Raw genomic sequence first — 21,416 nt, forward strand, 5'->3', positions numbered from 1 at the left:
TCAGCCCTTCGACCCGCTCAGCGCGACCGATTCGATGATCTGACGCTGGAAGACGAGGAACACCACGAGCACCGGGATCAGCGCGATGAACGACGCCGCCATGATCAGCGGGTAGTCGGTCTGCGTCGCATAGGTGGCGTTGAACGAGGCGATCACGATCTGCAGGGTCTGCTTCTCGGGCGAGTTCAGGTAGATGATCGGCGCGAGGTAGTCGTTCCACACCGCCATGAACCACAGGATGAACTGGGCGGCGATCGCCGGGCGGATCACCGGGAAGATCATCTGGAAGAAGATGCGCAGGTAGCCGGCGCCGTCGATCTTCGCCGCCTCGATCATCGAATCGGGGATCGTGTCGAGGTACTGGCGCAGGAAGAAGACCATCACGATGTTGCCGAAGAGGCCGGGCAGGATGAGCGGCCACAGGGTGTCGACCAGACCGGCGTCGCCGAACATCTTGAACTGCGGGATCATGATCGTCGGGAACGGGATCATGATCGCTGCCAGCAGGCACAGGAACACGAGGTTCTTGAACGGCAGGCGCAGCTTCGCGAAGGCGAAGGCCGCCAGCGAGGAGGTGATCGCCCCCACCACCGTGACGCTCACCGACACGATGATGCTGTTCATGATGCCGCTGGCGAGAGGGCCCGCCGACCAGACGCGGATGTAGTTGTCCCACACCACGGGGTCCGGGATCCACTGCGGCGGCAGCGCGAACACGGCCTCACGCGTCTTCAGCGAGGTGCTGAACGTCCACAGCAGCGGCGCGATCATCACGATGCCGCCGATGGACAGGATGATCGTGATGATCATGTTCATCGTCTTGTACGAGCGCGAGCGAGTGCCGACGACGGCTGAGGTGGTGCCCTTGCCCTTGCTGATCGGGTTGCGGGGCAGACCCCGTCGGCGGGACACCTCGGGGAGAACGGTGGTCATCGTTCCCGGAGCGGCTGTTTCAGTCATGGCTGCCTCACTCGATGGAGAACTGCGAGCGACGGTTCATCTGGAACTGGATCGCCGTGACGATGAAGACCAGGATGCCGAGCACGACGGACATGGAGGTCGCGTAGCCCATCTGGAGGTAGTTGAACGCCTTCTGCCAGATGTACCAGACGATGGATGCGGTGGAGAACTCGGGCCCACCGGTCGGGGTCATGATGTTGATCTCGATGAAGATCTGCGCACCGCCGATGATGCTGGTGACCACGAGGAAGAACGTGACCGGCTTCAGCATCGGCACCGTGATGTGCCAGAACTGCTTGAATGCGCCGGCGCCGTCGATCGCTGCCGCCTCGTAGAGGTGACGCGGCACGGACTGCAGCGCCGCCAGATACAGCAGCGTCGAGTACCCGAGCCCCTTCCAGACCGACATGATGATGATCGCCGGCTTGGCCCAGGCTGCGTCCTGCAGCCAGTTCGGTCCCTGGATGCCGAAGATCGCGAGCACCTGGTTGACCAGCCCGAAGTCGCCGTTGTACGCCCACTGCCACAGGATCGCGACCGCCGCCAGCGACGAGATCACCGGCACGTAGTACACGGTGCGGAAGAAGGTGGTGCCGCGCATCTTGCGGTTGAGCGCGAGGGCGAGCAGCAGCGACAGGATGAGGCCGATCGGGATACCGATCATCATGAACACGGTGTTGCCCATGGCCTGCCAGAAGTACCGGTCGCCGAACATCTCGACGTAGTTGTCGATGCCGTTGAAGACCGGGTCGCCGAGGCCGTTCCACTTCGTGAACGATGCGTAGACGGCGAAGATCAGCGGGTAGCCGATGAAGACGAGGAAGCCGATCACGGGCGCCGCGATGAACGCGAGGGCCACGAGGTGCTCGCGGCGGTGCAGACGCGAACGCCGAGTGGGCGCAGTGGTGGTGGCAGACATGGTCACCTCATTCCTGAGAGAGGTCGGGGCTGGTCGGGACGTGATGCGGGGCCGCACGAGGCTGGCCCCGCATCATCGGTCAGCCGATTCCGGCGTCGGCGTTCGCCTTGTCGAGCAGCTCCTGCATGCGCGGCTGGACGTCCTTCAGGTAGTCCGCGGCAGTCTGCTTGCCGTCGAGCACGGGCTGGATGTTCTTGAACAGCTCGTCGTACCACTCGGCGCTGTAGGTGGTGTTCGCCGGCAGCGCGCGGCCGTAGTCCTCGGCGATGTCGAGGAACTCCTGCTTGTTCTCAGGCTTCTTGGTGCTGCTGGTGACCCACTCGTCTGCCATGTCCTTCAGGTTCGGGATCTGCACGCCCGCGTCGACCAGCGACTGCTGCGCCGTGCGATCGGTGGACAGGTAGATGGCGAGCTCGGTGGCCATGTCGGGGTTCTTGGTCGTCTCGGAGACGGCGATGCCGAGCGTGCCGGTCCAGGTGGCGGGCTCACCGGTGGAGCCGACCGGGTAGGGGATCAGATCCCAGTCGAAGTCGAGCTTCTCGTAGGTGGGCACGTCCCACGGGCCGACCGGGAAGAAGCCGATCTCGCCCTTCATCCAGCGCTGGTAGGTGTCGAGCGTCTGCGCGTCGCCTGCGCTGGGGGTCACCTCGGCCACGTTCGTCAGGTCTGCGAACCACTGCAGCGTCTCGGCGAACTCGGGGGTGTCGACCGTCACCTTGGTGCGGTCCTCGTTCAGCCAGTCAGCGCCGTTGGACCACACGAACGGCTGCAGGTTCCACTGCACGTTCAGGCCGGTGCCCCACTGGTCTGCCTTGCCGTCGCCGTCGGTGTCCTGGGTGAGCTTCTTGGCGACCTCGACGAACTCGTCCATCGTGTACGGCTTGTCCTTGTCGGGCAGCGGGATGCCGGCCTTCTCGAACATCGTCTTGTTGTAGCCGAACGAGAACGGGCCGATGTCCTTGGGCATCGCGTAGATCGAGCCCTGCCCCATCAGCTTGCCGTCGTAGCGATAGCTGTCGACGCCGTACTGCCAGATGTTGTCGAGGTCGACGGACTTCTCGACATCCTTCGTGATGTCCTTGACGATGCCCGACTTCACGTAGGCCTGCACGCCGCCCGGGTCGATGTAGAACACGTCGGGGATCTGCTTGCCGGTGATCGCGGCCTTCAGCTTGGTCGAGTACTCGTCGGCCGTCGTCATGATGATCTTCACCTTGACGTCGTTGTCCTTCTCGAACTGCTTGATCGCGTCGGTGTACGCCGCCTTCTCGGCGTCGCTGCCACGGAACATGAAGGTGATCGTGTCGGAGTCTCCCGCGGATGCGCCACCGGAGCAGCCGGTGAGCGCTGCCGCCGCGACAGCGGCGATGCCGACCATGCCGGCGAGTGTCAGGGTGCGTGACTTCATTGTGCTGTTGGTCCTCTCGGGGTGCATGACTGCGATGTCGTGCCTCGGCCTGAGCGGTCGAGACGGCCCGCGTTCTACAACGTTGTAGTAAACGTTGTAGAAGTATTCTGTCGCGCACGCCGGGATCTGTCAACGTCGCAGGGACGGATGCCGCGAAAGCGGCGGATCAGCAGAGGCTCAGCGCCCGGCGGACTCGCGCTCGAGCACGCGGAAATCGGCCAGCAGCGTGCGCGCCGGGCCGTCGACGGAGCCATCGATGCGCTCGCGCAGGGTCGACACCGCGGTGCGCGCGATCCAGTCCCTGCCCGGGTCCACGGTGGTCAGCGACGGAATGGAGTACTCCGCCTCATCGAGCCCGTCGAAGCCGATCACGGCGATGTCGTCCGGAACCCGGCGCCCGGCCTCCTGCAGCACGCGCATCGCACCGAGGGCGAGGGTGTCGTTCAGCCCGAACACGGCGTCGAACTCCACGCCGCGGGCGAGCAGCTCGCGCATCGCCAGGGCGCCGTTGGCACGGTGCCAGAAGGTCGTGTAGCCGATCAGGTCGTCGTCGAAAGGGATGCCGGCCGCATCCAGCGCCTCGCGATAGCCCCGCTCGCGCAGCGCGGCCGAGCCGATCACCTCGCCCTCGTGCGCTCCGACGATCGCGATGCGCCGGCGCCCCGAGGCGATCAGGTACTCCGTGGCAGCCCGGGCGGCCTCCACGTTGCGCATGGTGACATGATCGGTCGGCCCGTCGAAGATGCGCTCGCCGAGCAGCACCATCGGGTACGGCACGTCGAGTCGGGCGACGTCGTCCTGGTCCATGCCGAGCGCGCTGAAGATCAGGCCGTCGGTGAGCTGGCGGCGAGGGCTGCGCAGCAACTCCAGCTCGCGATCGCGGTCGCCGCCGGTCTGCTCCACGAGCACCGAGAGACCAGACGCCTCTGCGGCCTCGATCACGGAGGCGGCGAGCTCGGCGAAGTACGACAGCGCGAGGTCGGGGAGCGCCAGCGCGATGGCATCCGTCTTCCCGGAACGCAGGCTGCGCGCAGTGAGGTTCGGCGTATAGCCGAGCTCGGCGATGGCCTGCTCGACTCGTTCCTTGGTCGCGGGACGGATGTGCGGATACCCGTTGATGACGTTCGACACCGTCTTGATCGAGACGCCGGACACCCGTGCCACGTCGTGCAGTGTGACGGCCACTTCTCCCCCTCGGCGACCACGGATGCGGACACAGCAACCCTACATCGTTGTATCCGCCCACCCCGGCCGCGCCGGGCGGCGAGGCTCCACGAGGCGAGACCCCGACATCCGCACGAGACCCCGTGTCCGCACACGGGTCTCGCGCGGGGCTCGGGTTCTCACGCGGATGCCGCGCAGAACTCGGGAGCTCGCGCGGATGCCGCGGCGGATGTCAGGACGCGACGTGCCGCTCGTCGACGCCGTTGTACGCCGACAGCGGCCGGATCAGGGCGTTCGACGCTGCCTGCTCCATGATGTGCGCGGTCCAGCCTGTCACACGTGCGGCGATGAACAGCGGCGTGAACACCTCGGTCTCGAAGCCGAGGATGTTGTAGGCCGGACCGGACGGATAGTCGAGGTTCGGGTAGATGCCCTTGCGCGCGACGAACTCCTTCTCGAGCGCGTCGTACAGCTCGCCGAGGTCGGTGCGCCCGGACTCGGCGATGAGCCGGTCGAGCGCGGCCTTCATGGTCGGCACGCGCGAGTCGCCGTTCTTGTAGACCCTGTGGCCGAAGCCCATGATCTTCTTCTTCTTGGCCAGCGCATCATCGAGCCACGGCACCACGTTCTCCGCCGAGCCGATCTCGTCGAAGATGTGCATGACCGCCTCGTTGGCACCGCCGTGCAGCGGTCCCTTCAGCGCGCCGATCGCACCGACGACCGCCGAGTAGAGGTCCGAGGTGGTCGACGCGATCACGCGGGCGGTGAAGGTCGAAGCGTTGAAGGAGTGCTCGGCGTACAGCACCATCGAGATGCGGAAGACGTCGACCGCGGCGTCCGAGGGCAGCTCGCCGAAGGTCATCCAGAGGAAGTTCGCGGAGTAGTCCAGGTCGTCTCGCGGTGCGATCGGCTCCAGCCCGCGGCGCCGTCGCTGCACCGCGGCGACGATCGTCGGCAGCTGCGCGAACAGGTACAGCGCGCGCCCGAGGTCGAGATCGGGGTCGGTCCAGCCGCCGGGCCTGTTCAGGGTGTCGTCGAAGGTCCCGAGCTGGCTGACGACGGTGCGCACCACATCCATCGGGTGCGCCTCGAGCGGGATCAGGTCGAACAGGGCGACGGTGCGGTCGTCGAGGGAGCGCAGCGCGCGCTCGCGCCGCTGGAACTCGGCCAGCTGCGCAGCATCCGGCAGTTCGCCGCTCCAGAGCAGGTACGCGACCGCCTCGAACGGCTGAGTCGCGGCGAGCTCCTGCACCGGGTAACCGCGGTACAGCAGGCTGTTGGTCTCGGGGTTCACCTTCGAGATCGCGGTCGTGTCGACGACCACACCGGCGAGGCCCTTCTTGATGTCTGCGTCAGCCATCCCGTGCTCCTTCGCATCGCGGCGCAGGCACTGCGCCCAAGCAGGATGCTCGCACAGGGAGGGCGTCCGCGCGAAATCCACCTGCCCCCAGCTCGGCCCCTCCCCAGCTCCGGTCTCACTCGTTGCGGGTGTGACGCGCTCAGGACCCGCAACGAGTGAGACCGGAGCTGAATGGAGGCACCTCTGTCTTCTCGCTCCGCGGATCCTGAGCGAGGAGCGCAGCGACGAGACGAAGGGCGCTCAGGATCCTGAGCGAGGAGCGCAGCGACGAGACGAAGGGCGCTCAGGATCCGGAGGGGGCGCGCAGCGGGCGGATCGTCAGCTCCTGCACCGAGGTGCCGACCGGGCCCTCCTCGTCGTGCAGCACGGTGTGCGTGATGCCGAGTCCGGCCGGACCGATGCTCATCGTGGTGTCGAACCCGATCCAGTCGCCGACCGGCTCGCGCAGCAGGTGCGCGCTGAGGTCGAGGTTCGGGAAGGCGACCTCGCTCGGCGACACCCGCGGCGTGAGGCCGTTCGCAAGGTCGACGTATCCCAGCATCCGCGCCGTCGCGCTGACCTGCTCGCCTTCGATCAGCGGCAGCAGCGGCAGCACCCAGGCGTGCGCGCGGCCGGGGAACTCCTCGATGCGGCGGATGTCGGGCGTGCGCACGAACGCGCCGGGCCAGCCCGGGGCGTCCCACTTCGGCATGCCGTCCCGCGCCGGCATCGCCGGGAGGGCGGAGCCGGCGACATCCGCCGTCTCGTGCGGCTTCAGGAACCAGGCCCGCCCGATGGCCGCCGGGCGGCCGTCGTGGCTCAGGGTCGCCTCGATCAGCTCGATCGTGCGCCCTGGCCGCAGCACCCGCACCTGCACCTCGACGACGTCGATCGGGATGACGCCGAGGATGTCGTAGGTCACCTTCGCGAGGGCGAGCGGATGCTCGTGACGCGACGCGTGCTCGAGCTGGATCAGGTGCGCGAGCAGTCCGAACGTCGGCGCGATGTGCTGCTCCGCGACGTTCCAGGCGCCTTCAGTGGCTCTGGTGGCACGGAAGGCCGTCTCGCTGAGGCGTTCGAAATAGGCGGTCATGCGGGAAGCCTACGACCATTGCGGGCAGCTGCTGATTCAGTTACTCTGGACTAACTCAGTGAATGGTCACTAACTGAACTTCAGAGGATGCGATGACGCAGCTCACGAACCACGCCGCGCAGCAGGCTCTCGCCGACGACCTGCGCGAGCGTCTCGCCACCGCGGCCCTCGGCGGCCCGGAGCGCTCCCGCGAACGACACGTCGCGCGCGGCAAGCTGCTCCCCCGCGACCGCGTGAACCGCCTGCTCGACGAGGGCAGCCCGTTCCTGGAAGTGGCACCTCTGGCGGCATCCGGGCTCTACGACGACCAGGCTCCAGCGGCCGGTGTGATCGCCGGCATCGGGCTCGTGCACGGCCGGCACGTGATGGTCGTCTGCAACGACGCGACCGTCAAGGGCGGCACGTACTTCCCGCTGACAGTGAAGAAACACCTGCGGGCGCAGGAGATCGCGCGGGAGAACCGGCTGCCGTGCATCTACCTGGTCGACTCGGGCGGCGCGTTCCTGCCCATGCAGGACGAGGTGTTCCCCGACCGCGACCACTTCGGCCGGATCTTCCACAACCAGGCGCGGATGTCGGCCGAGGGGATCCCGCAGATCGCCGCCGTGCTCGGCTCGTGCACCGCCGGCGGCGCCTACGTGCCGGCGATGAGCGACGAGACCGTGATCGTGCGGAACCAGGGCACGATCTTCCTCGGCGGACCGCCCCTGGTGAAGGCCGCGATCGGCGAGATCGTCACCGCCGAGGAGCTCGGCGGCGGCGACCTGCACGCCCGTCGCTCGGGCGTGGCCGACCACCTCGCCGAGGACGATGAGCACGCGCTCGAGATCGTGCGCGACATCGTCGCCACGCTCCCGATGCCCGACGAGCCGGTGTGGGAGGTGCTGCCGGCCGTGCCGCCGGTGGCCGATCCCGCCGAGCTGTACGGCGTCGTCCCGGTCGACGTGAACCAGCCCTACGACGCCCGCGAAGTGATCTCCCGGCTCGTCGACGGCAGCGAGCTCCATGAGTTCAAGAAGCTCTACGGCGAGACCCTGATCACCGGGTTCGCCCGCATCCACGGGCATCCGGTCGGCGTCCTCGCCAACAACGGCGTGCTGTTCAGCGAGTCCGCGCAGAAGGGCGCCCACTTCATCGAGCTGTGCGACCAGCGCGGCATCCCGCTGCTGTTCCTGCAGAACATCTCGGGTTTCATGGTCGGCAAGGACGCCGAGGCCGGCGGCATCGCCCGCGACGGCGCGAAGATGGTCACGGCCGTCGCGACCACGCGCGTGCCGAAGCTCACCGTGGTGATCGGCGGGTCGTTCGGCGCCGGCAACTACGCGATGTGCGGGCGGGCGTACTCGCCGCGCTTCCTGTGGACCTGGCCGGGCAGCCGCATCTCGGTGATGGGCGGGCCGCAGGCCGCCTCGGTGCTGTCGACGGTGAAGGACGAGCAGCTCGGCGGAGCCTGGACCGCCGAGGAGCGCGCCGACTTCGAAGCGCCGATCCGCGCGAAGTACGACGAGCAGGGCAGCCCCTACTACGCCACCGCACGGCTCTGGGACGACGGCGTCATCGACCCGCTGCAGACCCGCGACGTGCTGGGCCTCGCGCTCGACGTCGTCTCCCGCACTCCCCTGCCCGAACCGCGCTTCGGCGTCTTCCGGATGTGATGACCATGACTGACTCCCGCGCTGAAGACGTTTCGTCTCCCTCCTTCGTCGCTCGCTCAACGGCCGAGGGCGCTCCGGTTGCTCCGGTTCCTCCGGTTCCTCCGGTTCCTCCGGTTCCTGAGCTAGCGAAGCGAGACGAAGGGCGCTCAGGACCCGTGCACAGCGAACTGTTCGACACCGTGCTCGTCGCCAACCGCGGCGAGATCGCTCGCCGAGTGATCCGCACGCTGCGACGCCTCGGCATCCGCTCCGTCGCGGTCTACAGCGACGCCGACGTCACTGCCCCGCACGTCGCGGAGGCCGACGAGGCGGTGCGGATCGGTCCGGCCGCGGCATCCGACTCGTACCTGTCGATCGACGCCGTCATCGAGGCGGCGAAGGCGACAGGTGCGCAGGCGATCCACCCCGGCTACGGCTTCCTGTCCGAGAACGCCGCGTTCGGGCGCGCCTGCGCCGAGGCCGGCATCGTGTTCGTCGGCCCCGACGAGCGGGCGCTGGACGTGATGGGCGACAAGATCCGCGCGAAGGCGCATGTCGCCGCGCACGACGTCCCCACGGTTCCCGGATTCAGCGCGGCGGGCATGTCGGACACCGAGATCGCGGATGCCGCGGTCGCTGCCGGCTTCCCGCTGCTGATCAAGCCCTCCGCGGGCGGCGGCGGCAAGGGCATGCGGATCGTGCGGTCGGCGGCCGAGCTGGACGACGCGCTGGCGACAGCCAGACGCGTGGCGCGGTCATCGTTCGGCGACGACACCCTGCTGCTGGAGCGGCTCATCGAGCGTCCCCGGCACATCGAGGTGCAGGTGCTCGGCGACGCCGCGGGCACCGTGATCCACCTCGGCGAGCGCGAGTGCACGCTGCAGCGCCGGCATCAGAAGGTCATCGAGGAGTCGCCCTCTCCCGTCATCGACGAGCAGACCAGGGCACGGATCGGAGCGGCGGCCTGTGCGGCCGCGGCTTCGATCGGATACCGGGGCGCGGGCACTGTGGAGTTCCTCGTCGCCGGGTCCGACACCAGCGAGTTCTTCTTCATCGAGATGAACACGCGTCTGCAGGTGGAGCATCCGGTCACCGAACTGGTCACCGGCGTCGACCTGGTCGAGCAGCAGCTGCACATCGCGGCCGGCCGGCCGCTCGAGATCGCTCAGGGCGACGTGCATCTGGACGGTCACGCGATCGAGGCGCGGGTGTATGCCGAGTCGCCGGCGCGCGGGTTCCTGCCCGCCACCGGAGAGGTGCTGCGCTGGACGCCGTCGCCGGATGCCAGGTCGGATGCCGCGGTCGAGACCGGCAGCGTCGTCACCGCCGACTACGACCCGATGATCGCAAAGGTCATCGCACACGGGGCGACGCGCGAAGAGGCTCTCACACGGCTGGACGCGGCACTCGCGGACACCGTGCTGCTGGGCGTGGAGAGCAACATCGCCTTCCTGCGCGCGCTGCTCGCCGACCCCGCCGTCGTCGCCGGCGACCTGGACACCGGACTCATCGACCGGATGCCGCCCTTCGAGGACCCGGCTCCGTCGGATGCCGCGCTGCGCGCCGCTGCATCCGCTGTGCCGCCGGTCGCGGACCCGGCGCAGCCGCACGCCTCACCGCTGTGGCGCGCCGGTGACGGCTGGCGGATGGGCGACGCATCCGCGGCACGAGTCCTGTGGTTCGAGACCGGCGACGGGAAGCTGGTGAGCACCGCGAGCGCACGGGATGCTGTCGAGTGCACGCCCTCTTCACGCGAAGAAGCCGTGCACTCGACAACAGGTGGTGCACTCGGCGAGACGAGCGTCGTCGCGGACGGCACGATCTGGGTGCACGCTGACGGCGCGGCATCCGCTCTGCGCCCGCTCAGCCGCCGCGAGGCGGCCGCGCACCGGCTGGCGAACCGCGAACGAGAGGCGGGCGCGACCGGCCCCGACCTGCGCGCGCCGATGCCGGGCGCCGTCACCGTCGTCCACGCGACCGACGGCGAAGCCGTCACCGCCGGGCAGCGCATCATCACCATCGAGGCGATGAAGATGGAGCACCCGCTCCTCGCGCCCCATGACGGCGTCGTCACCCTGCACACCACCGTCGGCGACCAGGTGAGCCGCGATCAGCTGCTCGCCGTCGTCACGCCGGAAGCATCCTGATCCCACGAGGAGAGAACCATGTCCCTTGAACTGACCGAAGAGGAGCGCGAGCTCCGCGCGATGGTGCGCGACTTCGCCGACGAGGTCGTCGCCCCGCAGGCCTACGAGGCCGACCGCACCCACACCCTGAACCTCGACGTCGTCCGGCAGATGGGCGACATGGGCCTGTTCGGGCTCCCCTTCCCCGAAGAGGTCGGTGGTCAGGGCGGTGACTACTTCGCCCTCGGCCTCGCGCTCGAGGAGCTCGGCCGCGTCGACCAGTCGATCGCGATCACCCTCGAGGCCGGTGTGAGCCTCGGCGCGATGCCGGTGTTCCACTTCGGCACCGAGGCGCAGAAGGCAGCACACCTCCCCGACCTGCTCGCCGGCCAGGCGCTCGCGGGCTTCGGCCTGACCGAGCCGGAGGCGGGATCGGATGCCGGCGCGACCCGCACCACCGCCCGCCTCGACGGCGGCGAGTGGGTGATCAACGGCAGCAAGCAGTTCATCACCAACTCCGGCACCGACATCACCCGGTTCGTGACGGTCACGGCGGTGACCGGCGAGACGGACGGGCGCAAGGAGATCTCCACGATCATCGTGCCCAACGGCACCCCCGGATTCACCGTCGAGCCCGCCTACGACAAGGTCGGCTGGCACGCCTCCGACACGCATCCGCTGACCTTCGCCGACGCCCGCGTGCCCGAGGAGAACCTGCTCGGCGAACGCGGCCGCGGATTCGCCGGCTTCCTGAAGATCCTCGACGAGGGGCGCATCGCGATCGCCGCGCTGTCCACCGGTGCCGCACAGGGATGCCTGGAGGCATCCATCGACTACGCGCAGAAGCGCACGGTCTTCGGCGAGGCGCTCTCCACCCGGCAGAACGCGCAGTTCACGATCGCCCGCATGCAGGCCCGCGTGCACAACGCACGACTCGCCTGGCAGCACGCGGCCCGGCTGTGCGCCGCCGGCGAGCCGTTCAAGGTGGAGGCCGCCATCGCGAAGCTGACGGCGAGCGACGCGGCGATGGACAACGCCCGCGACGCGACCCAGATCTTCGGCGGCAACGGATTCATGAACGAGTACCCGGTCGCGCGGCACTACCGCGACTCGAAGATCCTCGAGATCGGCGAGGGCACCACCGAGGTGCAGCTGCTGGTGATCGCCCGGTCGCTCGGGCTAGCGTGACCGACATGAGCACCGTCACCCAGCGCGGCCTGTACTACGACGAACTCGAAGAGGGCGTCACCTATCAGCACACGCCCGGTCGCACCGTGTCGGACGCCGACAACACGCTGTTCAGCGCATTGACGATGAACCCGCAGGCGCTGCACGTGGATGCCGCGTACGCGGCGACCACCGAGTTCGAGCGTCCGCTGGTGAACTCGATGTGGACGCTGTCGACGATGGTCGGTCTGTCGGTCGGCCACCTCACGCAGGGCACGCTCATCGCGCAGCTGGGACTCTCGGACATCGAGTTCCCGCATCCGCTCTTCGCCGGCGACACCCTGTCGGTGTCGACGACCGTGGTCTCGAAGCGCGAGTCGAAGTCGCGGCCGGGCCAGGGCATCGTCGTGCTCGCACACACCGGTGTGAACCAGGACGGCACCGTCGTCGCGCGCGCGACGCGCACCGCGCTGATGAAGATGAGCCCGGCATGAGCGCCTTCGGACTCGGGCCCGCCCTGCTGTTCTGCCCGGCGGATCGGCCGGAGCGGTATACGAAGGCCGCTGAGCGGTCGGATGCCGTGATCGTCGACCTCGAGGACGCCGTGGCCCCCGCTACGAAGGATGCCGCGCGCGCGGCGCTGATCGCCGGTGCCCACGGGCTCGACCCCGCCCGCGTGATCGTGCGTGTGAACCCGATCGGGACGGCCGACCACGAGGCCGACCTCGACGCGATCGCCGAGACGCACTTCCGCACGCTGATGATCGCGAAGTCGGAGAGCGCCGACGCGATCGCCGATCTGCGGCCCGGCTACAACATCGTCGCACTGTGCGAGACGGCGCGCGGCGTCGTCGAGGCGGAGCGGATCGCTGCCGTGGACCGGGTCGTCGCCCTGATGTGGGGCGCGGAGGATCTGGTCGCCAGCCTCGGCGGCTCTTCCTCGCGATTCCCGAATGGGCAGTACCGAGATGTCGCGCGCGCCGCGCGCTCCCGCGTGCTGCTCGCCGCCGGCGCCCACGGCAAGGCCGCGATCGACGCCGTGCACCTCGACATCGCCGACGCCGACGGGCTGCGCGAGGAGGCATCCGACGCCGTGGCATCCGGGTTCGCGGCGACCGCGTGCATCCATCCCTCGCAGGTCGAGATCGTGCGGGTGGCCTACCGCCCGGCCGACGAGGAGATCGCCTGGGCGCGCCGCGTCATCGACGCGGCATCCGGCGAACGCGGCGTGTTCGCGTTCGAGGGCCGCATGGTCGACGAGCCCGTGCTGCGCCACGCCCGCGCCGTGCTGGGCCGCGCCTGACGCGCCTCCTGCTCCGGTCCCCACCGTTGCGGGTGCCAGCCCCGAAACACCCACAACCAGTGAGACCGGAACTGAAGAGGCGCCACCCACCGGATGCTCCGGTCCCCACCGTTGCGGGTGCCAGCCCCGGAAACACCCGCAACCAGTGAGACCGGAGCAGGGGAAGGTCAGCGGCCGAGGCGCTCCAGGTACGGGTTCACGAAGCGGCGGTCCGGGTCGAGCTCGGCGCGCAGCGCGGCGAAATCATCCCACCGGGAGTAGCGGCGACGCACCTCGGCGCCGTCCAGCGTGAACACCTTGCCCCAGTGCGGGCGAGCCGTCTCCGGCAGCGCCGCCTCGATGTCGGGCAGCAGCGCACGGACGGCGGCCTCTTCGGGACGCCAGGTGAAGTGCAGACCCACCACGTCGGCGCCGTACGCACTGCTCAGCCACAGCTCGTCGGCGGCGACCGTGCGGATCTCGTTCACCAGCAGCAGCGGGGCGATGCGGTCGGCGAGGCCGCGGACGGCCTCGATCGCCGCCACAGCGTCGCGTCGCGGCACGAGGTACTCGCTCTGCAGCTCGGCGCCGGCGGAAGGGGTGAACTCGAGCTTGAAGTGCGGCAGACGCTGGAACCACGGCCCCGGCACGCCGCCCTGGTCAGTGCACGCCTCGGCGTCGACCCCGAGGATCGGATGCCGCTTGACCTGGGCAGGCACCGCGCCGAGCGTCGTGGCCAGATCTCCCGAGAGGTCATCGGCGCCGCGCTGTTTGATCCAGAGCTGGTCGGCGGAGTCGGTGCGCTGCCAGGTGGTGAAGATGCTGACGCTGGTGCCAGCGCCGGTCACCGCGTCGAGGTCGTCGAGGATCGCGTCCCAGCGCGGCTGCTCGAACACGCGCTGCGCGATGCCGTAGGTCGGCTCGACGTCGAGCACCAGCTCGAGCACCGCACCGAGAGCTCCGATGCCGACGACGGCGCCGTCGAATCTCGGATCGCCGCGGCGCAGCCGCAGAAGTTCTCCGGATCCGGTGAGCAGGGTGAGCTCGCGCACCGCGGTCGCGAGCGACCCGATCGCATCGCCCGAGCCGTGCGTGCCGGTGGCGACGGCGCCGGCCACCGAGATGTGCGGCAGCGACGCGAGGTTGGCGAGGGCCAGTCCCTCGGCCTCGAGCCGCGGCGCGATGTCGCCGTAGCGCAGTCCGCCCGAGACGCGCACCGCGTCGCGCTCCGGGCTGATCTCGCACACCGCGGGCATCCGGTCGAGGGCGATGAGCGTGCCGGTGGTGTCGGCGATGTCGTTGAAGCAGTGCCTGGTGCCCAGCATCCGCACCGGTCCGCCGGACGTGACGAGCGCACGCACCTCGTCGGCGGTCTCGGGGCGCGCGACCGTTCCGCTGTAGCGGACGTTCCCCGCCCAGTTGAGTTCCTCGCCCATCAAGCCTCCTCGTGTGGTCCGGTGATCGTTCAGCCGAGCGGGTCGGACAGCAGCCGTTCCAGGGCGGCGTCCGCGGCGCCGATCAGCAGCCGGTCGGCACCGAGTGCCGCGGATGCCAGTTCGAGGCGCTCGGCCGACGGGGCGAGCGCACGCGCGCGGACCTCGTCGTCGAAGCCCTCGCGGTCGATGTCGCGGAGGCTGCCGAGGAACCCGCCCAGCACGATCATCGACGGGTTGAGCACGTTGACGGCGTTGCTCAGTGTCGCGACGAGGATGCGGCGCTGCCGGGCGGCCTCGGCCAGCGCGTCGTCCGAGCCCGTGAGCGCGCGCTCCAGTTCGGCGTCGTCGGGAGAGGTGAGTCCGGCGGCGCTGACGAGCCGCGCCCGGTTGACCTCATCCTCGAGCACGCCGCGGTCGACCCGGCGATCCGCGGCATCCGCAAGGCTCACGGCGGTCTGGCCCCATTCGCCGGCGTAGCCGCCCTCGCCGCCGATGAGCTGCCCGTGCAGCACGAGTCCGCCGCCGATGCCGCTGGCGCCGCCGTTGAGATAGACCACGTCAGTGCGCTCGCGCGCCGCGCCGAACAGCCGCTCCGCGCGCGTGCCGTAGCTCGCGTCGTTGCCGACCACGACCGGCAGGTCCAGCGCTCCGCCCAGCGGACCGCCGATGTCGGCGTCGTGCCACTGCAGGTGCGGGGCGAAGCGCACCAGACCGTCCTCCGCGCGGACCAGGCCCGGCACGGCAACGCCCGCACCGACGATGCGGCAGCCGCGCAGGGCCTCGCTCTTCCACCGCTCGACGGTGCGCGCGACGATGTCGACGACCTCCGCGACATCCGGATCACTGACCGGGATGCGCTCCCGCACACGGATCGTTCCGCCCAGGGAGACCGCGCCGATCTCGACCGCGTCGATCTCGGGGTTCACGCCGATGGCGACCACGTCGGGACTCGGCGCCACGATTGGCGAGGGGCGCCCGACCCGCCGAGTCGGGTCCGGTTCGTGCTCGCGCACGAGGCCGGCGGCGGCGAGCCGGGCGACGAGGTCGGAAACGGTGGAGCGGTTCAGCCCCGTCTCCGCGGTGATGACCGCGCGCGAACGCGGCCCTCCATGGTGCACCAGTCGCAGCACCTCGGCGAGGTTGGTGCGCCGCACCCCTTCGACAGTCGTCGCCCGCTCGTTCATCGTCCCAGGCTACCGATCCGGATGCCCCGGACCCGGCGTGACAAGAGCCCCGTCACGCGAACGACACCTCCACCAGCCTGGCGTCCGCTCCCGTCACCTCGTGCACACCGCCGGTGAGCAGCACCGTCGCCGACGCCGTGGCCGTGCCCGGCAGCGCGCGCTCGGCGCGCGGCCGCTTGTTCGAGATCGCGCCACCGGTGGCAGTGCTCAGATCGGATGCCGCCGGCTTCGCCTCTGCGTGCGATGCGACCCACACCCGCACCGCGCCCGGCTCGACGATGCGCACGAGGCCCCTGTCGCTGAACGCGAAGCGAGCGACGGGCACCTCGAAGCGCACTCGACGGCTCTCCCCCGGCTCCAGCTGGACACGGGCGTAGCCGAGCAGCTGGGCGACAGGCCTGGTCACACTCGCGACCGGGTCGTTCCCGTAGAGCTGCACGACGTCCGCTGCGGCCGTGCCGCCGGTGTTGCGCACCGTGACGGATGCCGTGAACGAGCCGTCCGTCGACGCCTCAGGCGACACCTCGAGAGCCTCGTAGGCGAAGGTCGTGTAGCTCAGCCCGAACCCGAACGGCCTCAGCGGCGTGGGATCGGTGGAGGTCACCTCGGACGGACCGCCCAGCGGCGGATGCAGGTAGACGTAGGGCTGCGCCCCCGACGAGCGGGGCAGGCTCACCGGCATCCGCCCCGACGGCGCGGTCGCGCCGGTCAGCACATCGGCGATGGCCTCACCGCCGGCCTCGCCGGGGAAGAACGCCTGCAGCACGGCCGCCGGCCGGGCGCCGTCGCCGTCGAGCGCCCAGTCGATCGCATAGGGACGACCGGTGACCAGGACCATCACGACGGGGGTGCCGGTGGCGACCAGTGCCTCGACCAGCTCCCGCTGAACGCCGGGCAGTTCGAGCGACTCGACGTCGTTGCCCTCTCCGACCGTGCCGCGACCGAACAGTCCGGCCTGGTCGCCCACGACCACCACGGCGATCTCGGAGTCCGACGCCGCGGCGACCGCCGCCGCGAAGCCGGAGCGGTCATCGCCCTCGACCTCGCACCCGTTGACGTGCACGATCCCGGCATCCGGCAGCGCGGCGCACAGCGCCTCGCGGATGGTCGGGATCGCGAAGCCGAGCTCGTGGTCCGGGTGGTGCGCGAGAACGTGGTTCGCGAACGAGTAGCAGCCCTGCAGCGCCGCTGCCCGGTCGGCGTTCGGGCCGATCAGGGCGATGCGCCGCGCACCGGCCGCCAGCGGCAGTGCGCCGTCGTTCGCCAGCAGCACGAGCGATTCGGCGGCCAGCCTGCGGGCCGCCGCGCGGTGCCGGGGCGTGTCGAGGTCGATCTCCGCGGGCGGCTCGTCGTCGAAGACGTCCGGCTCGAGCAGACCCAGCTCCTCCTTCTGCCCGAGCACGCGGAGCACAGCCCGGTCGAGATACGCGTCGTCGAAGAGCCCTTCGCGGACGCGCTCGACCAGCGGTGCGAGGTAGGCGTCGCCCGACGGCAGCTCCACGTCGATGCCCGCGGTCAGCGCCAGCGCCGCGGCCTCACCGCGGTCGGCGGCGACGGCGTGCATCACGTCGAGGAAGGCGACCGCGAAGTAGTCGGCCACCACCACCCCGTCGAAACCGAGCCGCTCACGCAGCAGGCCGGTCAGCAGGGCGGGGTCGGAGGCGACGGGAACCCCATCGATCTCGGCGTAGCTGTTCATCACGCTGTGCACTCCGCCGTCGCGGATGGCCATCTCGAACGGCGGCAGGAAGACGTCGGCCATCTCGCGAGGCCCTGCGGACACCGGTGCGTGGTTGCGCCCGGCGCGCGAGCCCGAGTAGCCCAGGAAGTGCTTCAGCGTGGCGTGCACGCCCGCGGACTGCAGCCCCTGCACGTAGGCGGTGCCGACGGTGCCGACCAGATAGGGGTCCTCTCCGATGCACTCGTCGACCCGCCCCCAGCGCGGGTCACGCACGACGTCGAGCACGGGTGCCAGTCCCTGGTGGATGCCGAGCGCGCGCATCGACTCCCCGATCAGCGTGCCCATCTCGGCCACGAGCTCGGGGTCGAAGGAGGCACCCCAGGCCAGCGGCGTGGGGAACGTGGCCGCCTTCCAGGCCGCGAGGCCGGTCAGGCACTCCTCGTGCACGAGCGCGGGGATACCGAGCCGGGTCTCCGCCTTCAGCCGTCGCTGCTCCTGCCACAGCCACGCCGCACGCTCCGCCGGGTCGACCGGGCGGGTGCCGTACACGCGGGTGTAGTGGCCGATGCCGTGCCGGGTGATCTCGGCGAGGGCGCCGTCGGACCGCCCCATCTCGTTCTGCATCGGAGCGACGACCTCGCCGCCCTGGTCCAGCCAGTAGCCGACCAGCTGCGCCGCCTTCTCCTCGAGGGTCATCTCGGCCAGCAGCGCGCGCACGCGCGGCGAAGCGGTCGGGAAGGCGGGGATCTGCGAAGTCATGGCGGAGGTCTCCGTCGTCGTGTCGGGCAAGGCCGTCATCCCTTCACCGCCCCGGTCAGTCCGCCGACGATGCGACGCTCGAAGAGGCTGAAGAACACCAGCGCAGGGAGCATCGACAGCGAGGTGTACGCGAGCACCTTCGCCGTGTCGACGGAGTACTGCGAGGCGAAGTTCTGCACACCAAGCGGAAGCGTGAACAGACTCTGGTCGTTGAGGATGAACAGCGGCAGCATGTACCCGTTCCAGGCGCCGATGAAGGCGAGGATCCCGACGGTGATCACCCCGGGAAGGCTCAGCGGCAGCACCATGCGCCAGAAGAAGCCCAGCCGGGAGGCGCCGTCGATCGACGCGGCCTCCTCGAGCTCCTTCGGGATCGCCCGCAGGAACGGCACGAGGATGATGATGGTCGTGGGCAGCGCGAACGCGATCTGCGGCAGGATGATGCCGGCCAGACTGTTCACCAGGCCGAGGTTGCGGATCAGCAGGTACAGCGGGGTGATCGCGACGGTCACGGGGAACATCAGCCCGGCGGCGAACAGCGAGTACATGACGCCCTTGCCACCGAAGTCGTAGCGGGCGATCACATAGCTGGCCATCAGGCCGAGCGCCACGGCCCCCACCGTCGTGCCGACCGCCGAGAGCGTCGAGTTCAGCATCGCCGTCCAGAACTCGCCACTGGCGAGCACATCGGTGTAGTTGCTGACGACCCACGGATCGGGCCATGCGGACGGATCGTTCGTGATCTGCGAGTTCGTGCGGAATCCGCCGACGATGATGTACAGCAGCGGGGTCACGCACAGCGTGATCAGCACGACCGCGAGCAGGTACACGCCGGGGTGGCCCCAGCGCACGCCCGACTCCTTCCGCCGGGTGCGCCTGCCCGCAGGCTGGATCAGCACAGAGGTCTTGAGTGCGTCGGTCATCGCCTGCGCCCCTTTCGGCTGTCTCCGGTCAGTGCCCCCTCGGTGTCGCGCCGCAGCACGAACCGCTGATAGATGAGGGCGACGACCAGCGAGATGAGGAAGAGCATCACGGCGACCGCGTTGCCGAAGCCGTAGTTCCCGGCGAGGTGACCGTTCTGATACATGTAGGTGGCCATCGTGGACGTGCCCGCAGTCGCGGCGATGTACTGGCCCCAGATGATGTTCACCAGGTCGAACAGCTGCAGCGAGCCGATGATCGACAGGAACGCCCAGATGCGGATGGTCGGGCCCAGCAGCGGCAGGGTGATGCTCCACTGCGCGCGCCAGAAGCCTGCGCCGTCGATCGCCGCCGCCTCGTACAGCTCCTCGGGGATCGACTGCATGCCCGCGAGGATGAGGATCACCGCGAAGCCGATGTACTTCCAGGTGATGATCACCATGAGCGACCACATCGCGATCGACGGGTCGGCGATCCAGGACTGCTGCCACGACTCGAGCCCGATCTTGCCCAGGAGCGAGTTCAGGGCGCCCGCGTCCTGCAGCATCAGGCTCCAGCCGGTGCCGACGACCACCTCGGCGATGACGTAGGGGGCGAAGATCAGCACGCGGATGACGGACCGGCCCCGGATCTTCTGGTTCAGCAGCAGAGCGAACAGGATCGCGATCGGGCCCTGCATCACCAGCGACAGGACGAGGATGATGAAGTTGTGCGACACGGCGGCGCGGAAGGTCTCGTCCTGCCACATCAGCACGTAGTTGTCGAGACCGACGAACTCGGTCGGCCAGCCGAAGCCGTTCCACTTGAAGAAGCCGTAGAACCCGGCCATGATCACCGGGAAGATCACGAAGCCGAGGAAGAGGAGCAGCGCGGGGCCGGAGAGGAGCGCGATCTCACCGCGCTTGCGCCAGTCGCGCCGCGGTCGTCGCACCGGGGCCGGCTGTGCACCGGCCCCGGTGGTGGAGTTCCTCTCAGGCGAGACCGGGACTGCCGGTGCCTGAGTGTCCTGCATGGTCTCGGATCAGCCCCTCGCCTCGGCGGCCTTGACCGTCTCGACCAGCTTCTCGGGTGAGCCCTTGCCCGCCAGCATCTCGACGACGCTCGTGTTCAGCGCGTTGCCGACGTTCTGTCCGAGCGAGGTGTCCAGCCACAGCGCGATGTACGGCGCCTTGTTGGCGGCTTCCATCAGCGGCTTGAGCGACGGGTCGGTGACAGCGTCGGTCGCATCCTTGCGCGAGGGGATGGTCTGGAACGCCACCGCGTACTTCTCCTGCCATTCCTTCGACGAGACGAAGTTGAGGAAGTCCTCGCAGGCGGGAGGCGCGTCGGCGGAGCAGGAGTTGCCGTCGCCGCCGCCCATCATCGCGGCCGGGTCGCCCTCGCCGCCGTCGACGGCGGGGAAGGGGAACCAGTCGAGGTCGGCCAGCGGCTTCTGGTCCGGCGTGAGGCTCGCGATGATGCCCACGTTCCAGGCGCCCATGAGCTCCATCGCCGCCTTGTGGTTGGCGACCAGGCCGGCCGACGAGTTCGCGCCCTCCTGAGCGGAGGTGGTCAGGAAGCCCTTGTTGAACGGCTCGATCTGAGCGAAGTCGTTGAGGTTGTTCGCCGCTTCCAGCCAGCACGGGTCGTCGAAGTCGACCTCGGTCGCGAGGTTCTGGATCGTGTCCTGCCCACAGGCGCGCAGCGCGAAGAAGTAGTACCAGTGCGCGGCGGGCCATGCATCCTTCGCACCGAGCGCGATGGGCTGGATGCCCGCGGCCTTGAGCTTCGTGACGTCCTCGGCGAGTTCGTCCAGCGTGGTCGGGGTCTCGGTGATGCCCGCCTGCGCGAACAGGTCCTTGCTGTAGAAGATGCCACCGGGCAGCACGGAGCCGGGCATGCCGTAGATCTTGCCGTCGATGGTGAGGGCGCTGAAGGGTGCATCGCCCATGGCCTTCTTCACGTCGGGGTCGATCTTGTCGGTGAGGTCCCTGACCTTGCCGGCGCTGACCATGTCCGCGAGCTTGCCGCCGCCGCGCGCCATGAAGATGTCGGGCATGTCACCGGAGTTGGCGGCGGTCTGCAGCTTGCCGTCCATGTCCTCGTTCTGGATGGCGGTCATCTTGATCGTCACATCCGGGTTCGCCTTGTGGAACGCCGCCGCGGCGTCGTCCCAGTACTGCTTGCCGTCACCCGTGGTGGAGTTGTGCCACATCGTCAACGTGGTCTTGCCGTCGGCGTCGGCATCGCCGGAGCCACCGGAACAGGCGGTCAGGCCGAGTGTTCCGAGCGCGGCGACGGCTGCTGCGGCAGCCCAGGCCTTGCGTACCTTCATGCTGTGTCTCTCCTCATCATCGAGTGCGT

General features: G+C 69.2%; 17 protein-coding genes. 5 read left to right on the forward strand and 12 right to left on the reverse strand.

Going from position 1 to position 21,416, the window contains the following annotated elements:
* The 6 genes from GON06_RS15465 to GON06_RS15490 all read right to left on the reverse strand — a co-directional run bounded on the left by GON06_RS15465 (position 1) and on the right by GON06_RS15490 (position 6,883).
* Entirely contained in the window at positions 1–960 is a 960-nt protein-coding gene (locus tag GON06_RS15465; protein WP_232528510.1) for a carbohydrate ABC transporter permease, read from the reverse strand.
* A gap of 7 nt (positions 961–967) precedes the next feature.
* Positions 968–1,879 carry a carbohydrate ABC transporter permease gene (locus GON06_RS15470; protein ID WP_157313202.1) on the reverse strand — a complete coding sequence of 304 codons (912 nt, stop codon included), beginning with the start codon at positions 1,877–1,879 and terminating at the stop codon, positions 968–970.
* Between the two features lie 79 nt (positions 1,880–1,958).
* Positions 1,959–3,287, reverse strand: a complete 1,329-nt coding sequence (locus GON06_RS15475; RefSeq protein ID WP_157313203.1) for an ABC transporter substrate-binding protein — start codon at positions 3,285–3,287, stop codon at positions 1,959–1,961.
* Between the two features lie 177 nt (positions 3,288–3,464).
* On the reverse strand, positions 3,465–4,472 hold the full coding sequence (locus GON06_RS15480) for a LacI family DNA-binding transcriptional regulator (protein ID WP_332837619.1): 1,008 nt from the start codon (positions 4,470–4,472) through the stop codon (positions 3,465–3,467).
* A 211-nt stretch (positions 4,473–4,683) separates the two neighbouring features.
* Positions 4,684–5,811 (reverse strand): bifunctional 2-methylcitrate synthase/citrate synthase, encoded by a 1,128-nt coding sequence (locus GON06_RS15485; RefSeq protein ID WP_157313204.1) that lies wholly within the window; start codon positions 5,809–5,811, stop codon positions 4,684–4,686.
* Positions 5,812–6,094: 283 nt separating this feature from the next.
* Positions 6,095–6,883 (reverse strand): thioesterase family protein, encoded by a 789-nt coding sequence (locus GON06_RS15490; protein ID WP_157313205.1) that lies wholly within the window; start codon positions 6,881–6,883, stop codon positions 6,095–6,097.
* A gap of 92 nt (positions 6,884–6,975) precedes the next feature.
* Here GON06_RS15490 and GON06_RS15495 point away from each other — a divergent pair, with 92 nt between their 5' ends.
* From GON06_RS15495 to GON06_RS15515, 5 genes are all read left to right on the forward strand, one after another.
* Positions 6,976–8,538: a carboxyl transferase domain-containing protein gene (locus GON06_RS15495; protein WP_157313206.1), complete on the forward strand. Its 1,563-nt coding sequence runs from the start codon at positions 6,976–6,978 to the stop codon at positions 8,536–8,538.
* A gap of 155 nt (positions 8,539–8,693) precedes the next feature.
* Entirely contained in the window at positions 8,694–10,664 is a 1,971-nt protein-coding gene (locus GON06_RS15500; RefSeq protein ID WP_332837620.1) for an ATP-binding protein, read from the forward strand.
* A gap of 18 nt (positions 10,665–10,682) precedes the next feature.
* The gene (locus tag GON06_RS15505; protein ID WP_157313207.1) at positions 10,683–11,831 is read left to right on the forward strand and encodes an acyl-CoA dehydrogenase family protein; all 1,149 of its coding nucleotides are present in this window, start codon (positions 10,683–10,685) and stop codon (positions 11,829–11,831) included.
* Positions 11,832–11,836: 5 nt separating this feature from the next.
* Positions 11,837–12,304 (forward strand): MaoC family dehydratase, encoded by a 468-nt coding sequence (locus GON06_RS15510; RefSeq protein WP_116241221.1) that lies wholly within the window; start codon positions 11,837–11,839, stop codon positions 12,302–12,304.
* On the forward strand, positions 12,301–13,113 hold the full coding sequence (locus GON06_RS15515; RefSeq protein ID WP_157313208.1) for an HpcH/HpaI aldolase/citrate lyase family protein: 813 nt from the start codon (positions 12,301–12,303) through the stop codon (positions 13,111–13,113). Before GON06_RS15510 ends, GON06_RS15515 begins: the two co-directional genes overlap by 4 nt.
* A 167-nt stretch (positions 13,114–13,280) precedes the next feature.
* Here GON06_RS15515 and GON06_RS15520 read toward each other — a convergent pair whose 3' ends face one another.
* The 6 genes from GON06_RS15520 to GON06_RS15545 are packed head-to-tail and all read right to left on the reverse strand — an operon-like array spanning position 13,281 to position 21,387.
* On the reverse strand, positions 13,281–14,528 hold the full coding sequence (locus GON06_RS15520) for a D-arabinono-1,4-lactone oxidase (RefSeq protein ID WP_157313209.1): 1,248 nt from the start codon (positions 14,526–14,528) through the stop codon (positions 13,281–13,283).
* A 29-nt stretch (positions 14,529–14,557) separates the two neighbouring features.
* Positions 14,558–15,712, reverse strand: a complete 1,155-nt coding sequence (locus GON06_RS15525) for an ROK family transcriptional regulator (protein WP_157313210.1) — start codon at positions 15,710–15,712, stop codon at positions 14,558–14,560.
* Positions 15,713–15,764: 52 nt separating this feature from the next.
* Positions 15,765–18,152: a glycoside hydrolase family 3 N-terminal domain-containing protein gene (locus tag GON06_RS15530; protein ID WP_232528511.1), complete on the reverse strand. Its 2,388-nt coding sequence runs from the start codon at positions 18,150–18,152 to the stop codon at positions 15,765–15,767.
* Between the two features lie 35 nt (positions 18,153–18,187).
* Positions 18,188–19,075, reverse strand: coding sequence for a carbohydrate ABC transporter permease (locus GON06_RS15535; protein WP_157313212.1), 888 nt, complete (start codon positions 19,073–19,075; stop codon positions 18,188–18,190).
* Positions 19,072–20,085: a carbohydrate ABC transporter permease gene (locus GON06_RS15540; RefSeq protein ID WP_157313213.1), complete on the reverse strand. Its 1,014-nt coding sequence runs from the start codon at positions 20,083–20,085 to the stop codon at positions 19,072–19,074. Before GON06_RS15540 ends, GON06_RS15535 begins: the two co-directional genes overlap by 4 nt.
* A gap of 9 nt (positions 20,086–20,094) precedes the next feature.
* Positions 20,095–21,387, reverse strand: coding sequence for an ABC transporter substrate-binding protein (locus GON06_RS15545; RefSeq protein WP_157313214.1), 1,293 nt, complete (start codon positions 21,385–21,387; stop codon positions 20,095–20,097).
* Positions 21,388–21,416 lie beyond the last annotated feature (29 nt).

Source organism: Microbacterium sp. MAH-37 (genome assembly GCF_009758255.1).
Classification (GTDB): domain Bacteria; phylum Actinomycetota; class Actinomycetes; order Actinomycetales; family Microbacteriaceae; genus Microbacterium.

Coding starts and splice junctions, on each gene's coding strand:
- GON06_RS15535 (WP_157313212.1), bottom strand. CDS start 19,075: ATGACCGACGCACTCAAGACCTCTGTGCTGATCCAGCCTGCGGGCAGG.
- GON06_RS15505 (WP_157313207.1), top strand. CDS start 10,683: ATGTCCCTTGAACTGACCGAAGAGGAGCGCGAGCTCCGCGCGATGGTG.
- GON06_RS15545 (WP_157313214.1), bottom strand. CDS start 21,387: ATGAAGGTACGCAAGGCCTGGGCTGCCGCAGCAGCCGTCGCCGCGCTC.
- GON06_RS15540 (WP_157313213.1), bottom strand. CDS start 20,085: ATGCAGGACACTCAGGCACCGGCAGTCCCGGTCTCGCCTGAGAGGAAC.
- GON06_RS15525 (WP_157313210.1), bottom strand. CDS start 15,712: ATGAACGAGCGGGCGACGACTGTCGAAGGGGTGCGGCGCACCAACCTC.
- GON06_RS15490 (WP_157313205.1), bottom strand. CDS start 6,883: ATGACCGCCTATTTCGAACGCCTCAGCGAGACGGCCTTCCGTGCCACC.
- GON06_RS15470 (WP_157313202.1), bottom strand. CDS start 1,879: ATGTCTGCCACCACCACTGCGCCCACTCGGCGTTCGCGTCTGCACCGC.
- GON06_RS15520 (WP_157313209.1), bottom strand. CDS start 14,528: ATGGGCGAGGAACTCAACTGGGCGGGGAACGTCCGCTACAGCGGAACG.
- GON06_RS15495 (WP_157313206.1), top strand. CDS start 6,976: ATGACGCAGCTCACGAACCACGCCGCGCAGCAGGCTCTCGCCGACGAC.
- GON06_RS15530 (WP_232528511.1), bottom strand. CDS start 18,152: ATGACTTCGCAGATCCCCGCCTTCCCGACCGCTTCGCCGCGCGTGCGC.
- GON06_RS15465 (WP_232528510.1), bottom strand. CDS start 960: ATGACTGAAACAGCCGCTCCGGGAACGATGACCACCGTTCTCCCCGAG.
- GON06_RS15510 (WP_116241221.1), top strand. CDS start 11,837: ATGAGCACCGTCACCCAGCGCGGCCTGTACTACGACGAACTCGAAGAG.
- GON06_RS15485 (WP_157313204.1), bottom strand. CDS start 5,811: ATGGCTGACGCAGACATCAAGAAGGGCCTCGCCGGTGTGGTCGTCGAC.
- GON06_RS15515 (WP_157313208.1), top strand. CDS start 12,301: ATGAGCGCCTTCGGACTCGGGCCCGCCCTGCTGTTCTGCCCGGCGGAT.
- GON06_RS15475 (WP_157313203.1), bottom strand. CDS start 3,287: ATGAAGTCACGCACCCTGACACTCGCCGGCATGGTCGGCATCGCCGCT.